This is a genomic window from Streptomyces sp. NRRL S-244 (genome assembly GCF_000717915.1).
GTDB lineage: Bacteria > Actinomycetota > Actinomycetes > Streptomycetales > Streptomycetaceae > Streptomyces.
The window spans coordinates 122,877-138,262 of record NZ_JOCX01000005.1 but is presented as its reverse complement, the minus strand read 5'-3'; the positions used below and the strand labels follow the sequence as shown (position 1 = coordinate 138,262).

Here is a 15,386-nt window from a genome sequence, read left to right as displayed (position 1 = left end):
GTGGCGCCCGGCGGGGACGGATCGCGACCCCGCCGCGGGAGGGACCGGGGCCGCGCGGCGGGGCGCGGCGCGGGGCCCGGCGGGAGGGGATCGGCAGGTCGGTCAGGGCGTGGGCAGGGGGCGCTTCTCCAGGGCCGCGGCCATCACGTCCGGGAACAGGCCGGGGGTGCAGGCGAAGGCGGGAGCCCCAAGTGCCGCAAGGGCTGCGGCGTGTTCGCGGTCGTAGGCGGGAGCCCCCTCGTCGGACAGTGCGAGCAGGGTCACGAACTCGACTCCGGACGCCTTCATCGCCGCGACGCGGCCCAGCATCTCGTTGCGTATGCCGCCCTCGTAGAGATCACTGATCAGGACGACGACGGTGTCGGCGGGGCGGGTGATCCTGGACTGGCAGTAGGCGAGGGCGCGGTTGATGTCGGTGCCGCCGCCGAGCTGCGTACCGAAGAGAACGTCGACCGGATCCGCCAGCTGATCCGTCAAGTCCACGACGGCGGTGTCGAACACGACGAGCCGGGTCGCGATCGAACGCATCGAGGCGAGCACCGCGCCGAAGACGGAGGCGTAGACGACGGAGGCCGCCATCGAGCCGGACTGGTCGATGCAGAGGATCACCTCCTTCTTCACCGCCCGGGCGGCGCGTCCGTATCCGATGAGCCGCTCGGGAACGACGGTGCGGTACTCGGGCAGGTAGTTCTTCAGATTCGCCCGGATGGTCCGGTCCCAGTCGATGTCCGCGTGCCGGGGGCGGCCGGTGCGGGCGGAGCGGTCGAGGGCGCCGGCAAGGGTGGCCCGGGTGCGGGACGCGAGCCGCTCCTCCAATTGCCCGACCACCTTGCGGACGACGGCGCGCGCCGTTTCGCGGGTGGTCTCGGGCATGGCCTTGTTGAGGGAGAGGAGGGTGCCGACGAGGTGTACGTCGGGCTCGACGGCCTCCAGCATCTCGGGCTCCAAGAGCAGCGAGGCGAGGCCGAGCCGCTCGATGGCGTCCCGCTGCATGATCTGGACGACGGAGCTCGGGAAGTACGTACGGATGTCCCCGAGCCAGCGGGCCACGTGCGGCGCGGAGCCGCCGAGCCCCGCACTGCGCTCCCCGCCCCTGCCGTAGAGCGCCGAGAGCGCGGTGTCCATCGCGGCGTCCCGCCCGTCCAGCACGCAGCCGGTCCCGTCCTCCTCCCCGCCGAGCACCATCCGCCACCTCCGCAGCCGGTCTGCCGTGGAGGCGTCCGCCACTGCCGGGTCCCCCGTACCGGTCATCTCCCCGTCCCCTTCCGCTGCTCGTCCTGTCCGCCTGTCCCGTCCTTCGCCCGTCGCCCACCGGATGTCCGCCCGCGGCCCGCCCGCGGCCCGGTGCCGGTCATGCCGGTGGGCCGGAGAGGAGGAGGGCGAGGACCGTGAGGACCGCGTCCGCGCGGGACGGGTCCAGGGCGGGGGCGAACCCCGCGGGGGCGTCGCCCGGCGTCGGCTTCGGCGAGCGGCCCCGGCGGACCAGCTCCCCCAGGCTCCGCTTGACGCCCGGCTCGTACGCCCCGAACGTCCGCCGCAGCAGCGGGAGTACGTCCGTGAAGGCCTGCTCCGGGACCCCGGCCAGCCAGGTGTCGATCAGCGCCAGCAGCCGCTCGTCGTGGACGAGGAGCGTGCCGTCCTGCGCGAAGCCCTCTATCCAGCCCGCCGCGTCGGGCGGCGGCGCCGCCGGGGACAGGGCCAGGCCCATCAGGCGCGCCGTCTCGTCGGCCGGCAGGCGTCCGTCGTCCAGGAGCAGCCGGGCCGCCCTGCCGCGGATCGGCCCGGGCACCCTGTCCCGGCCGGCCAGCACCCTCAGCACCGCCGACCAGCGCTCCCGCAGGCCCTCCTCGTCCAACAGCGCGATCGCGCCGTGCACGGCGTCCACATGGCCGCGCAGTTCCGTCGCCGCCTCCGCGTCCAGACCCGCCGCGCAGGCCGGCGGCAGTGCCACGCATATCCGCTCCGCGAGCCCGCCCGCGACCGTGGCCAGCGCCGACGCGTCCGTCCCCCGTACGTCCCCGTACCGCAGCGAACGGGCCAGCGCCGGCAGGGCCTTGGCGAGGCGCGCCACGTCGGTGTCCAGGGCGGCCCGGTCCGCGAGGGCGCGCAGTACGGCGGGCAGCGCCCCGGACAGCCCGGCCAGCAGGCACCGCTCGGCCAGCGCCGTCACCTCGCCGAGCTCCGCCGCCCCGGCCGCGTCCGCCTCGGCCTTGGCGGTGGCGGCCGCCAGGACCGTCGTGCCCCAGATCCCGGCCTCGGCGACCCGCACCGACAGCTCCGGCTCCCACCGCAGCCGCCATGTCTCGCGGAAGGTCCCCGTGCTCCCCCGCGAGGCCGCCGGCACGCCCCAGTCGATGCCGAGCAGCCGCAGCCGGTGCAGCAGCACGGACTTCGCCGCGTCGGTGTCCTTGCGCAGGTCGAGCTCCAGCTCGCGCTCCTGCGCCTCGGCCCTGAGCCGCAGCGAGCGCTGGCGCCGGGTCAGGTCCCGCTGCAACGGGACGGCGGGGGCCCCGTCGGGGACCTCGCCGAGCACGTCCCCGACGACCAGGCGGTCCTCGATCAGCGCGAGCGGTACGTCGGAGCCGTCGCACATCACCGCCCGGACCGCCTCCAGCGTCTCCGCCAGCCCGGGCAGGGGTCTTCCCCGCATCGCGGCCAGCGTCCCGGCCAGCCGGACCGCCTCGATGACGTGCGCCGGCGAGACCTGCCGGTCCTCCTCCCGGAGCAGTCCGGCGACCTTGGTCAGCCACCGCTCCACCGGCCGGTCCCGGGCCGCGAACAGGTGCGCGTACCAGCCGGGCGAGGTGATGCCCGCGCCGTACCCGCCGGCCCGGGCGAGCCGCCGGTGGGTCCAAGGCACCCAGGCGGTCTCCACCTTGACTTTGGGGAGCCCGGTCAGCAGCGCCTTGTCCGCGGCCGCCGTGGTCCTCGCGCCCAGCGCCGGCACGTGCCAGGCCCCGCACACCACGGCGTACGCGTCACCGAACTCCCGGCGGGCGGCCCGCATCCGCTGCCGCATGTACGCCTCGCGCACCCGGTCCCGGGCGTGGCCGCCGTCCCCGTACGCCTCGCGCAGGGCCTCCATGGCCTCCCCGAGCGCCTCGAACGCGCCGAGCGGATCCGTCGCCCCCGGGCCGCGGTGCTCGACCACGTCCTCCCACCAGCGCTCGGGGTCGTCGTACCCGGCGGTCTCGGCCAGCACCGCGAGCGGATCCAGCCGTACGGAGTCGCAGTCGCCGTCGGGGTCGGAGCCGGGCTCCGTGTCCGGGCCGGGCTCCGCGTCGGAGCCGGCGTCCGCGTTGGGGCCGGCGTCCTCGTCGGGACCGGCCGAGCCCCGGCCCGGCTCCGCGGCCAGCGTGTGCGCGGCCGGCAGGTCGATGAACCGGACAGGAACCGGTACTTCCTGCTCCTGCGCCCAGCGGATGGCGACCCACTCCGGCGAGAACGCGGCCAGCGGCCAGAACGCGGCCCTGCCCGGGTCGTCGGCGGCGTGCGCGAGCAGGGCGACGGGCGGCCGCATCCCGGGATCGGCGGCCAGCGCGAGCAGCGCGTCCCCCTCCGGCGGGCCCTCGATCAGCACGGCCGCCGGACGGGCCGCGTCCAGGGCCGCCCGCACCGCTCGGGCCGAGCCCGGCCCGTGGTGCCGTACGCCCAGCAGCAGCGGCCCCCGCCGCTCGGCGGCCGGCCCGCTCATGCCGTCACCTCCCGGCAGGCGCGGTAGAAGTCCTTCCAGCCCTCCCGCTCGCGCACCACGGCCTCCAGGTACTCCTGCCAGACGACCTGGTCGGCGGCCGGATCCCGGACCACGGCGCCGAGGATCCCGGCGGCCACGTCGGACGGGCGCAGGACGCCGTCCCCGAAGTGGGCGGCCAGCGCCAGGCCTCCGGTGACGACCGATATGGCCTCGGCGGTGGACAGCGTGCCGCTCGGCGACTTCACCTTCGTACGGCCGTCGGCGGTGACCCCGTCGCGCAGCTCGCGGAAGACGGTGACGACGCGGCGGATCTCCTCCAGCCCCTCGGGCACGGCCGGCAGGTCGAGGGCCAAGCCCATCTGGCCGACGCGGCGGGCGACGATGTCGACCTCGGCGTCGGCGGTGGCGGGCAGGGGCAGCACGACGGTGTTGAAGCGGCGGCGCAGTGCGCTGGAGAGCTCGTTGACCCCGCGGTCGCGGTCGTTGGCGGTGGCGATGAGGTTGAATCCGCGCACGGCCTGCACCTCCTGGCCGAGCTCCGGTATCGGGAGCGTCTTCTCGGACAGGACGGTGATGAGGGTGTCCTGGACGTCGGCCGGGATGCGGGTGAGCTCCTCGACGCGGGCGGTCGAGCCCTCGGCCATGGCCCGCATGACGGGGCTCGGTACGAGGGCCTCGCGGCTGGGCCCGTGGGCGAGGAGGCGGGCGTAGTTCCAGCCGTACCGGATCGCCTCCTCGGGGGTTCCGGCTGTGCCCTGGACGAGGAGGGTGGAGTCTCCGCTGACGGCGGCGGCCAGGTGCTCGGAGACCCAGGTCTTGGCGGTGCCGGGGACGCCGAGCAGGAGCAGGGCGCGGTCGGTGGCGAGGGTGGAGACGGCGACTTCGACGATGCGGCGCGGGCCGACGTACTTGGGCGTGATGACGGTGCCGTCTTCGAGGGTGCCGCCCAGGAGGTAGGTCGCGACGGCCCACGGGGAGAGCTTCCAGCGCGTCGGGCGGGGCCTGTCGTCGGCCGCCGCGAGGGCTTTCAGTTCTTCCGCGAAGGCGTCTTCGGCATGCGGCCGCAGCGCGTCCGCGCCCTTGTCGTTCTCGGGCATGGTCATGGTCCCCCTCCAATGCTCGCCAGCCGTTCCCGACTGCTGGAACAACCGTGCACCACGCCACTGACAACGCCCCTTACTCACAACGTTGTTGCAGGTCAGGGCGATTGTCAGTGGGGGTCTCTACGGTGGAACACATGACTGAGCAGGGGGTCCGCCAGACGGCGGAAGAGGTACTGGCTCTGGCTCCTGACGATGCGTCGCGCAAGGCGGGGGCCAAGCTGGGCGGGGCGGGGCCGTGGTCGCAAACCGGAGGTTCCGCTTCCGGTCTGGTGTGGGGTCTGTGCAAGGGCAGCGGCAGTACGCCGTACCGGACGGTCGTGGACCTGACGGGCCCGGCGTACTCGTGCTCCTGCCCGAGCCGGAAGTCCCCGTGCAAGCACGCGCTCGGGCTGCTGCTGCTCCGGGCGGCGGAGGGGTTCACCGAGACCGGTGAGACGGGCGGGGTGCCGGACTGGGCGGCGGAGTGGTCGGCGGGGCGGGCGGCGGGGCGGGCGGCGAAGGCCGCGCGCCCGGCGGCCGCGCCGGGCAGACCGGCGGACGAGGAGGCGGCGAAGCGCCGGGCCGAACGGAGGGCGGCCCGGATCGGCGCGGGGGTCACCGAGCTGGAACAGCGGCTGGAGGACGTACTGCGCAGCGGCCTGGCCGGCCAGCAGCAGTCGGGTTACGCGCCCTGGGAGGAGACCGCGGCCCGGATGGTCGACGCCCAGGCGCCGGGACTGGCGGCGCGGGTGCGGGAGTTGGGGACGATACCCAGTTGCGGTCCCGGATGGCCCGCCCGGATGCTGGAGGAGGGCGCGCTGCTGCACCTGCTGAACCGGGGCTGGCTCGGTTTGGCGGGCCTGCCGGAGCCGCTCGCCGCGACGGTCCGGAGCAGGGTGGGGCTTCCGGTTTCCGCCGCGGAGGGGGAGGTCGTACGGGACCGCTGGCTGGTCCTGGCCCAGTACGACTCGGTGTCACCGGACGGCAGGCTCACCACCCGCCGGACGTGGCTGATCGGGCTGGGGAGCGGGCGCCCGGCCCTGGTGCTGGACTTCGGACCGCCTGGGCGGCCTCCGGAGCTGGCACTGCCCGTGGGGCTGGCGGTGGAGGCGGAAGCTCGCTTCCGGCCCGGTACGGCGGGGCTGCGGGCGGATCTCGGGGAGAGATCCGCGGCGGCCGCACCGAGCCGGGCCCCGGCCGGGGTCGGTACGGGGGAGGCACTGGAGGCGTACGGGGCGGCGCTGCGGGAGGACCCGTGGCTCGACGCGTGGCCGGTGGTGCTGGGCCCGGTGATCCCGGTACCGGGGGAACTGGGCTGGCAGCTGGCGGACGCGGAGGGCACCTCCGCGCTGCCGGTCACTCCGGCCGGCGGTGGCGGATCGCGGTCCGGGCTGTGGCAGTTGGCCGCGCTCTCGGGCGGCGGCCCGGTCACGGTGTTCGGCGAATGCGGACACCGCGGATTCACTCCGTTGACGGCGTGGCATCCGGGCTGCCCGGAACCGGTCGCCCTGGGGTGACGGGGCCGGGGGGCCGGGCCCGCCCTGAGCCGAAAGACACGGCCCAGTAGGGGAGGGAACGTTGGCGCGGGGGCGCTGACGTGCACGAACGACGAAGCCGGGGGGCTTTTGTGAACGACAACCACGCAAGCTGAAGGGTCGACCGACGGGGCACGAAATCCGCTCCGGTCCCGCGCAGGGGGCGGGACCGGAGCACTGCACGACGAGAGGGAGGGGCACGGTGACCACGACGGGGACGACACCGGGCGCGGGATCGGGGGACGGCTACGGGGAGTGGGAGGAGTTGGTCGGGGTCGCGGTGCTGGGGACCGCGCGGCGGCAGGGGGATCCTGGGGCGCTGCTCGATGCGGCGGCGGTGGCGACCGTACGGCGGCGGGCCGGGCTGCGGCCCGCCGAGGCGGGGCCGCGGCCGGAGCCCGCGCCGCGGGATCCGCGGCCGGCTCCCCCGGCGGCGGCCCGGCTGCGGCTCGCCCAGCTGCTCGCCGGCCGGACCGGCGCGGGCAGCGGCGGCGGGCGCCGCGGGGCCGCCCCGGACCTGACGGAGCTGCTGCCGCAGTGGCTGGCCGCCGCCGGGCGGCACGGGTACCGGGCGCCGCACGCGCTGGTGCCGGCGCTGCTGGACGCGGCGCGGGCCCGTACGGACCTGCGCGCCCCGGCCTTGGCCCTGACCGGGGCGCGGGGGCTGTGGCTGGCCCGGCTGAATCCGGACTGGCGGTTCGCCCTGCGCGGCGGGGCGGGCGGCGCCGGGGAACTGCCCGACCCCGCGGACCGGGCGGGGGTGGAACGGCTGTGGCAGGAGGGGCTGTTCGCGGAGCGGGTGGCTCTCCTGGGCGCCGTACGCGCACACGAGGCGGCGGCTGCGACGCGGCTGCTGTCGACGACCTGGTCCACCGAACGGGCCGAGGACCGGCTGATGTTCCTCGACTCGCTGCGGGTGGGGCTGGCGGGAGGGGACGAGCCCTTCCTGGAGGCGGCCCTGGGCGACCGGAGCCGCAACGTCCGGGCGACGGCGGCCGAATTGCTGTCCGCGCTGCCCGAGTCGGCGTTGGCCGGACGGATGGCGGAGCGGGCGCTGGCCTGCGTGGGGCCGCAGGGGGTGACTCCGCCGGCCGGGTGCGATGCGGGGATGCTCCGTGACGGGGTGGTCGAACGGCCGCCCGCCGGGCGGGGGGAACGGGCCTGGTGGCTGGGCCAGCTGGTGGAGGCGGCGCCGCTGTCCTGCTGGCGGGAGCGGTTCGGGGGGCTCGGCCCGGCGGAGATCGTGGCACTGCCGGTGGCCGAGGGGGAGAGCTGGCGGGAGGAGCTGCACGCGGCGTGGTGCCGGGCGGCGGTGCGCCAGCGTGATCCGGAGTGGTCGAAGGCGCTGCTCGGCTCGGCGTCGGCGCCGCCCGCGACGGCACCGGGCACGGCGTCGCTCGCGGAGCGGGCGAAGCTGCTGTCGGTCCTGCCAGACGGGGAACGGGCGCAGTGGGTCGCGGAGTTCATACGGGCCCACGGCCTTTCGGAGGCCTTCCAGCTGCTCGGCGTGTGCGTGGTGCCGTGGGCGGGGACGCTGGGGCGGGCGGTGGTGGACGCGCTGGACGCCGCGCGGGAGGCGGGCAGCTACCCGTGGAGCTTCAGCGGGGTGATGGGACTGGCCGAGCGGTGCCTCGATCCTGCGGAGGCGGGGCGGCTGGAGGCGGTGGTGGCGCGGGGCGCCGGTTTCGCCGACCCGGCGGAGGCCTCTTCCGGCGCCGCCGCGTACTGGGCCGAGGCCTTCCAGCGCCTGGTCGCCACGCTGCGCCTGCGCGCCGCGATGCTTTCGGAACTCGCCCCCGCCTGACCGCTGCCGACGGCCCGACGACCCGGGCGGGGTCGGCGGGCCGGGCGTCGGGGGCTACGCGGTGCGGACGTGGGCGCGGACCCAGTCGACGATCGATGTCGTCGTCGCCCCGGGGGTGAAGATCTCGGCCACACCCTTGGCCTTCAGCGGGGCGATGTCGTCCTCCGGGATGATGCCGCCCCCGAAGACCTTGATGTCCTCCGCCTCGCGCTCCTTGAGGAGTTCCAGGACGCGCGCGAACAGCGTGTTGTGGGCGCCCGAGAGGATCGAGAGGCCGATCGCGTCGGCGTCTTCCTGGATGGCGGTGTCCACGATCTGCTCGGGGGTCTGGTGGAGGCCCGTGTAGATGACCTCCATACCCGCGTCCCGCAGCGCACGCGCGATCACCTTGGCCCCGCGGTCGTGGCCGTCGAGACCCGGCTTGGCCACCACCACACGGATCGGACCGGTCACACCCATCGCACTGCCTCCCGAGTGAACGAACGTTAAGTACAGCATCGCGCACACCCCCGTTTCACGGTCAACCACGAGGGGGAAATCACACGTGGGACGGCGTTGATTCACCGCCAGGGGAGCCGCACCGGGGGCGCCGCGTCACCGTACCGACAGCCGCACGGCACGGTGGCGCGGCCGGCCGCAGCCCAATGGCCCAGTCCAAAGGCGCCGTCCCAGAAGGCTGAGGGGGGCCGTCGATGGGGGTGTCCATACCCGTACCCGTTTCCGGGGCCGCACTGCGGGCGGGCGTGCTGGAGGCGGTGGTCCTCGGCGGCCACCTGCTGCTCTACCCGACCGGGATACGGTCCGAGAAGCCCGCCGAGGGCAGGAAAGAGAACCTCGGCCGGCCGCCCGTGCTCCTGCTGCACGGGTTCACCGACAACCGGTCCGTGTTCGTCCTGCTGCGCCGCACCCTCGCCGCGGGCGGGCGGCGGCACGTGGAGACGTACAACTACTCCCCCTTCACGCGCGACCTGCGCGTCACCGCCCGCCACCTCGCCCGGCGCGTCGAGGAGCTGTGCGAGCGCACCGGGCAGGAGCGGGTGGACCTGGTCGGGCACAGTCTGGGCGGGCTGGTCGGGCGGTACTACGTCCAGCGCCTCGGCGGCGAGGCCCGCGTCCGCACGCTCGTCACGCTGGGCACCCCGCATTCCGGTACGCGGGTCGCCCCCTTCATGAACGCCCACCCGCTGATCCGGCAGATACGCCCGGACTCCGAGGTGATGGCCGAGCTGCGGGCGCCCGCACCCGGCTGCCGGACCCGATGCGTGGCGTTCTGGAGCGAGTTCGACGAGCTGATGGACCCGACCGAGGCGGCCCGCATCGAGCACCCGGACCTCCAAGCGGAGAACGTGCAGGTCACCGGCATCGGGCACCTCGCCCTGCCCGCGCATCCCGCCGTCACGGCGGCGGTCCGGCGCGCGCTCGACGGTCCCGGTCCGGCCGCCCTCACGAGCCTCGGAGACGCCGCTTCCGTCGCGTGAACGCCAACCCGCCGAAACTCGAACGGATTTCGAACTCAAGGCCAAGGCTCGGCCTTGCCGCGACCGAAAGACGGCCGAATGCCCGGTTCCGCAAAGCCCGAAACCCCTGGAAGATTGTCGTTGCCAGTAACCGCCGGGTACAGTCACGCCACTGCTCTCCCCAAGGAACCTCCCGTTCCCTGGCCACCCAGGCCCCCCACTGCCGAGGCGAAAGAGAAGTTGGTGAACGACCGCCCCTCGTCGGGCCTGTACCCCGATTCCGGGTACGACGGCCTTTCCAACACCACTTTCGCTGGTGACTCGGCCTACGTTTCCTACGAAACGCAGGGTCAGGGGTACGACTACGCCTCCGCCTATCCCTCGTACGAGACCGGCGCGTACGACTCCACCGCCTGGTCCGCGCAGGACGGTTACGCGCAGGACGGTTACGCGCAGGACGGCGGCTACCTGTCGACGATCCCCACCCAGGGCGGCGTCCCGGAGGACGCCGGGACCGGGCAGTGGGACGCGAGTGCCTGGAACCAGCAGAGCGGCGGCACCGACTACCAGGCCACCGCCGCCACCACCCTCGGCTACGAGCAGACCGGGCAGTGGGCGATGCCGGGTTACGGCACCACGGGCACCGAGACCGGTGCGTACGACGCCACCGCCTGGAACACGGTCCCGCAGCACGAGCAGCAGACCCAGACCTTCTCGTACGACCACCACCAGTACGAGTACCAGCAGCAGCACCAAGAGACGGCTTACACCTACGAGGCCCCGGCCGCCGCCGTCTACAGCGAGACCGCCGTCTTCGAGGTCCTCGACACCGAGGGCGCCGCAGGCACCGAAAGCGCCGAAAGCGCCCCGTCGGACTTCGGTCTCGACCTCGACCTCGATGTCGATGTCGATGTCGATGTCGATGTCGATCTCGCGGCCGACCCCGTGCACGACCTGCCCACCCAGGCCATGCCGGTCACCCTGGACGCCCCGCCCGCGCCCCGCGCCTCGCGCCGTGCCGGTGCGAAGCCGAAGTCGGCGTCCGGCGCCGGCGCCAGCTCCCGGCGCCGCACCCCGGCGAAGCGTTCCGCCCTGCTGACCGTGGCCGTTCCGTCCGCCTGCGTGATGGGCGTCGCCGGTGTCGCGGCCGCCTCCGTCGGCGGGCTCACCGGCACGGAAAAGCCCGCCGAGGAAACCACCACGATGGCCGCGCCCGACCCGGCCTCGGTGAAGCCCGTCGCGGCGAACAGCAAGCTCGACACCCAGCTGACGGCGCTCAGCGCCGACGCGGGCGACTTCGCGGACCGCGCGAGCCGCACGCAGGAGCGCATCGACCTGCGCCAGCGCCAGGAAGACGAGAAGAAGCGGAAGGCGGACGAGGAGGCGGCCAAGGAAGCCGCCCGCCCCAAGTTCGCGATCCCGGTCGAACAGCACGGCCTCAGCGCCAGCTTCGGCCAGGCCGGCGGCATGTGGATGTCCGTGCACACCGGCATCGACTTCCCGGTCTCGTACGGCACCCCGGTCATGTCCGCCACCGACGGCACCGTGCGCACGCAGTGGAACAGCGCGTACGGCAACATGGCCATAGTGACCTCGCCCGACGGCACCGAGACCTGGTACTGCCACCTCAGCAGCACCAAGATCCGGTCCGGCAAGGTCAAGGCGGGCGACGTCATCGCCTACTCCGGCAACTCCGGCAACTCCACCGGCCCGCACCTCCACTTCGAGGTCCGGCCCGGCGGCGGCTCGGCGATCGACCCCCTGCCCTGGCTCCGCAGCCACGGCCTGGACCCGACCTGAGCCCCTTCGGCATGACGGCCCGGGCATGAGCCCGGGCGGCCGGGCGTGAGCCCGGGCCCGGCCCACCCCCCGCCGCGCCCCCGTTACAGCTTCTGCACCGGCGCGTAGCGCAGCAGCAGGCGCTTCGGCTTGTCGTCCCCGAAGTCGACGGTGGCCTGCGCGTCCGCGCCGGCGCCCTTGACCTCCATGACCGTGCCCAGCCCGAACTGGTCGTGCGTGACCCGGTCCCCGACCGACAGCGCGATGACCGGCTTGTCGGCGGCCCGGCGCGTCGCGAACCCGGACGGCCCCGACTTCGTACGCGACGAGGACAGGAACGCCTCCGGCGAGGTCCCGAACGTGGCCTTCCCGCCCCCCGAGCCGGAGGATCCGTACCCGGAGCCCGAACTGCGCATCGGGCCCGCCGGCTTCTGCGCCGCGCCCGTGCGCTTCCACTGCAGGTACTCGGCCGGGATCTCCTCCAGGAACCGCGACGGCGGGTTGTAGGAGGGCGTGCCCCACGCGCTGCGCATGCCGGAGCGGGTCAGGTACAGCCGCTCGCGCGCCCGCGTGATGCCGACGTAGGCGAGGCGGCGCTCCTCCTCCAGCTCCTTGGTCTGGCCCAGGGCCCGCATGTGCGGGAAGACCCCGTCCTCCATGCCGGTCAGGAAGACCACCGGGAACTCGAGGCCCTTGGCGGTGTGCAGGGTCATCAGCGTGATGACTCCCGATCCGTCCTCGTCCTCGTCCGGGATCTGGTCGGAGTCGGCGACGAGCGCGACCTGCTCCAGGAACTCCGCGAGCGTGCCGGGGTTTTCCTCTCCCCGCGCCTGCTCGAACTCCAGGGCCACGGCGGCGAGTTCCTGGAGGTTCTCGATGCGCGTCTCGTCCTGCGGGTCGGTCGAGGCCTGGAGCTCGGCGAGGTAGCCCGTACGCTCCAGCACCGCCTCCAGCACCACCGCCGGGCCCGCGCCCGAGTCGACGATCGTGCGGAGCTCCTCCATCAGCACGTTGAACCGCTTCACCGCGTTGGTCGAACGCGCGGCCATGCCGAACGCCTCGTCCACGCGCCGCAGCGCCTGCGGGAAGGTGATCTTCTCGCGCATCGCGAGCGCGTCGACCATCGCTTCCGCGCGCTCGCCGATGCCGCGCTTGGGTACGTTCAGGATCCGGCGGAGCGGGACGTTGTCCTCCGGGTTCGCGAGGACGCGCAGGTACGCGAGGACGTCCCGGACCTCCTTGCGCTCGTAGAAGCGGACGCCGCCGACGACCTTGTACGGGAGTCCGACGCGGATGAAGATCTCCTCGAACACGCGCGACTGCGCGTTCGTCCGGTAGAAGATCGCGACGTCGCCCGCCTTGGCGTCCCCGGCGTCCGTCAGCCGGTCGATCTCGTCGGCGACGAACTGCGCCTCGTCGTGCTCGGTGTCCGCGACGTAGCCGGTGATGACGGCGCCGGTGCCGGCCTGGGTCCACAGGTTCTTGGCGCGGCGGTTCTCGTTGCGCTCGATGACCGCGTTGGCGGCGGAGAGGATCGTCTGCGTGGAGCGGTAGTTCTGCTCCAGCAGGATCGTCGTCGCGTCCTTGTAGTCCTCCTCGAACTGGAGGATGTTGCGGATGGTCGCGCCGCGGAAGGCGTAGATCGACTGGTCGGCGTCGCCCACCACGCACAGCTCGGCCGGCGGCAGGTCCGGGTAGCCGGTGCCGACGAGCTCGCGCACCAGCGTGTACTGGGCGTGGTTGGTGTCCTGGTACTCGTCCACCAGGACGTGGCGGAAGCGCCGCCGGTAGTGCTCGGCTACGTCCGGGAACGCCTGGAGCAGGTGGACGGTCGTCATGATGATGTCGTCGAAGTCGAGCGCGTTGGCCTCGCGCAGCCGCCCCTGGTACATCGCGTACGCCTGGGCGAGCGTCTTCTCGAAGCCGTCGGCGGCCTGCCCGGCGAAGGCGTCCTCGTCGATGAGCTCGTTCTTGAGGTTCGAGATCTTGGCGTTGAAGGCCTTGGGCGGGAACTTCTTCGGGTCCAGGTCCAGGTCGCGGCAGACGAGCGCCATCAGGCGCTTCGAGTCGGCCGCGTCGTAGATCGAGAAGGACGAGGTGAAACCGAGGCGCTTCGACTCGCGGCGCAGGATCCGTACGCACGCGCTGTGGAAGGTGGACACCCACATGGCGTTGGCGCGCGGGCCGACCAGGCTCTCGACGCGCTCCTTCATCTCGCCGGCGGCCTTGTTGGTGAAGGTGATCGCCAGGATCTGGCCGGGGTGGACGCCCCGCGCGGCCAGCAGGTGGCCGATGCGGTGGGTCAGGACCCGGGTCTTGCCGGAGCCGGCGCCGGCCACGATGAGCAGCGGGGAGCCGGCGTGCACGACGGCCGCGGCCTGCTGCTCGTTCAGCCCGTCCAGGAGCGTCGCGGGGTCGATGACGGGCTTGGGGGCGCCGTCCCGGTAGTACGCGTCGCCGCTCATGGGCATGTCGAACCGGCCCCCGAAGAGATCGTCCGCGCCCTCGTCGGGGGCGGGGTGATCCTCGGGCGGCGGGGGGACCTCGTCGGAGGGGGTGAGGTCCGCCAGGAAACTGTCGTCAAAGAGGCTGCTCATCGCTTTCCGAGTCTAGGGGTCGGGACCGACACGCCAGTACGAGTTCCAGGAGACCGGGGAAGCGCAGTTCCAGATCGTCACGGCGCAGGGCGAGGTAGAGCTTGCGGCCCTGCGGGCGCTGGCAGATCACCCCGCCCTCGCGGAGCGTCTTGAGGTGGTGCGTGACGCTCGATCGGGGCAGGTCGGGCACCACTTCTCCGCAGAACGTCTCCTCGCCGGAGGCGAGCTTGCGGACGATCTCGAGGCGGACGGGGTGGCCCAGGGCCGCGAGCACCTCGGCCAGGTCGAGGTCCTCGGCGGAGGGGTGGGTCAGCTCGGCGGCGGCAGGCATGCCCTCACTGTACGCAGATCTCGTACGGACATTGCCAGACCGTTCGAAGATCTCGTACAGTCATGCCCACCGGGACCGTACGAAATCTTCGAATGGTCGGTCGACGCACCAGCAGGAGGGGCCTCCCATGCCCAGCAGCACCACCAGCCCGCTCGACGAGACCCCGCTCACCGAGACCCCGCTCGACCAGACCCCGCTCGACCAGACCCCGCTCGACGACGCCGCACTCGCCGCCTCCCTCGACGGCGGCTTCACCAGCCACCACGCCGACGTCAACGGCACCCGGCTGCACTACGTCGAGGGCGGCCGCGGCGAGCCGCTCGTCCTGCTCGGCGGCTGGCCGCAGACCTGGTGGCAGTGGCGCAAGGTGCTGCCCGCCCTGGCGGCCCGCCACCGCGTGATCGCCGTCGACCTGCGCGGCATGGGCGGCTCCGCCAAACCCGCCACCGGGTACGACAAGAAGACCCTGGCCCGCGACATCCACGCGCTGGTCGGCCGGCTCGGCATCGCGAGCGCCCACGTCGTGGGCCACGACATCGGCGCGATGGTGGCCTACGCGTTCGCCGCCAACCACCCCGAGGCCACCCGGAAGATCGCCCTCCTGGACGTCTCCCACCCCGAGGAGAGCTGGGCCCGGCAGACCCTGCTCCCCCGGCAGGGGCAGCGCCACAAGTGGTGGTTCGCCTTCAACCAGGTCCACGGCCTCCCCGAGCAGCTGCTCGCCGGCCGCTTCCACCTCCTGCTGGACTGGCTGTTCGAGAACGCGGCCGCCGACCCCGGCTCCGTCGACGCGCACGCCCGCGCGGTGTACGCCCGCGCCTACGAGGCACCGGAGGCCGTGCGCGCCGCCAACGACTGGTACCGGACCTTCACCCGGGACATCGCCGACCTGGCGGCCTACGCCCCGGTGACCGCGCCGGTCCTGGCCCTGGGCGGCGAGTACAGCAACTACGAGAGCCTCGTGACCGCCGTCCCCGCCCTCGGCACCGACACCCGCGTGGTCCGCGTCGACGGCAGCGGGCACTACCTCCCGGAGGAGCGGCCGGAGGTGGTCATCGAGGAGCTGACCCGCTTCCTGGGCTGACCGGGAGCCCCCGTACGCTCGAC

General features: G+C 73.7%; 11 protein-coding genes. 5 read left to right on the top strand and 6 right to left on the bottom strand.

The annotated features are described in order from the left end of the window. Positions 1-102 precede the first annotated feature (102 nt). From IF02_RS0108200 to IF02_RS0108190, 3 genes are all read right to left on the bottom strand, one after another. On the bottom strand, positions 103-1,251 hold the full coding sequence (locus IF02_RS0108200) for a VWA domain-containing protein (RefSeq protein ID WP_030154825.1): 1,149 nt from the start codon (positions 1,249-1,251) through the stop codon (positions 103-105). Between the two features lie 100 nt (positions 1,252-1,351). Beyond that, positions 1,352-3,694, bottom strand: a complete 2,343-nt coding sequence (locus IF02_RS0108195; protein WP_037835785.1) for a DUF5682 family protein — start codon at positions 3,692-3,694, stop codon at positions 1,352-1,354. Next, positions 3,691-4,797, bottom strand: a complete 1,107-nt coding sequence (locus tag IF02_RS0108190; RefSeq protein ID WP_030154821.1) for an ATP-binding protein — start codon at positions 4,795-4,797, stop codon at positions 3,691-3,693. Before IF02_RS0108190 ends, IF02_RS0108195 begins: the two co-directional genes overlap by 4 nt. A 134-nt stretch (positions 4,798-4,931) precedes the next feature. Between IF02_RS0108190 and IF02_RS0108185 the strand changes: the two genes are divergently transcribed. Together IF02_RS0108185 and IF02_RS0108180 are read left to right on the top strand one after the other, a co-directional pair. Further along, positions 4,932-6,293: an SWIM zinc finger family protein gene (locus tag IF02_RS0108185; protein WP_030154819.1), complete on the top strand. Its 1,362-nt coding sequence runs from the start codon at positions 4,932-4,934 to the stop codon at positions 6,291-6,293. Between the two features lie 220 nt (positions 6,294-6,513). Beyond that, positions 6,514-8,115, top strand: a complete 1,602-nt coding sequence (locus IF02_RS0108180) for a DUF5691 domain-containing protein (protein ID WP_037835782.1) — start codon at positions 6,514-6,516, stop codon at positions 8,113-8,115. Between the two features lie 54 nt (positions 8,116-8,169). Here the strand turns inward: IF02_RS0108180 and IF02_RS0108175 are convergent, their stop codons facing one another. Beyond that, the gene (locus IF02_RS0108175; protein WP_030154817.1) at positions 8,170-8,574 is read right to left on the bottom strand and encodes a cobalamin B12-binding domain-containing protein; all 405 of its coding nucleotides are present in this window, start codon (positions 8,572-8,574) and stop codon (positions 8,170-8,172) included. Positions 8,575-8,807: 233 nt separating this feature from the next. Here IF02_RS0108175 and IF02_RS0108170 point away from each other — a divergent pair, with 233 nt between their 5' ends. Together IF02_RS0108170 and IF02_RS0108165 are read left to right on the top strand one after the other, a co-directional pair. Next, positions 8,808-9,593 carry an esterase/lipase family protein gene (locus tag IF02_RS0108170; RefSeq protein ID WP_030154816.1) on the top strand — a complete coding sequence of 262 codons (786 nt, stop codon included), beginning with the start codon at positions 8,808-8,810 and terminating at the stop codon, positions 9,591-9,593. Positions 9,594-9,671: 78 nt separating this feature from the next. Further along, on the top strand, positions 9,672-11,372 hold the full coding sequence (locus IF02_RS0108165; protein ID WP_199809194.1) for a M23 family metallopeptidase: 1,701 nt from the start codon (positions 9,672-9,674) through the stop codon (positions 11,370-11,372). Between the two features lie 83 nt (positions 11,373-11,455). Here the strand turns inward: IF02_RS0108165 and pcrA are convergent, their stop codons facing one another. Then, entirely contained in the window at positions 11,456-13,948 is a 2,493-nt protein-coding gene (gene pcrA, locus IF02_RS0108160) for a DNA helicase PcrA (protein WP_030154814.1), read from the bottom strand. After that, positions 13,932-14,279, bottom strand: coding sequence for an ArsR/SmtB family transcription factor (locus IF02_RS0108155; protein ID WP_030154813.1), 348 nt, complete (start codon positions 14,277-14,279; stop codon positions 13,932-13,934). The genes pcrA and IF02_RS0108155 overlap by 17 nt, the downstream gene beginning before the upstream one ends. 127 nt (positions 14,280-14,406) lie before the next feature. Here IF02_RS0108155 and IF02_RS0108150 point away from each other — a divergent pair, with 127 nt between their 5' ends. Further along, positions 14,407-15,363, top strand: a complete 957-nt coding sequence (locus IF02_RS0108150) for an alpha/beta fold hydrolase (protein WP_030154811.1) — start codon at positions 14,407-14,409, stop codon at positions 15,361-15,363. Positions 15,364-15,386: the final 23 nt, after the last annotated feature.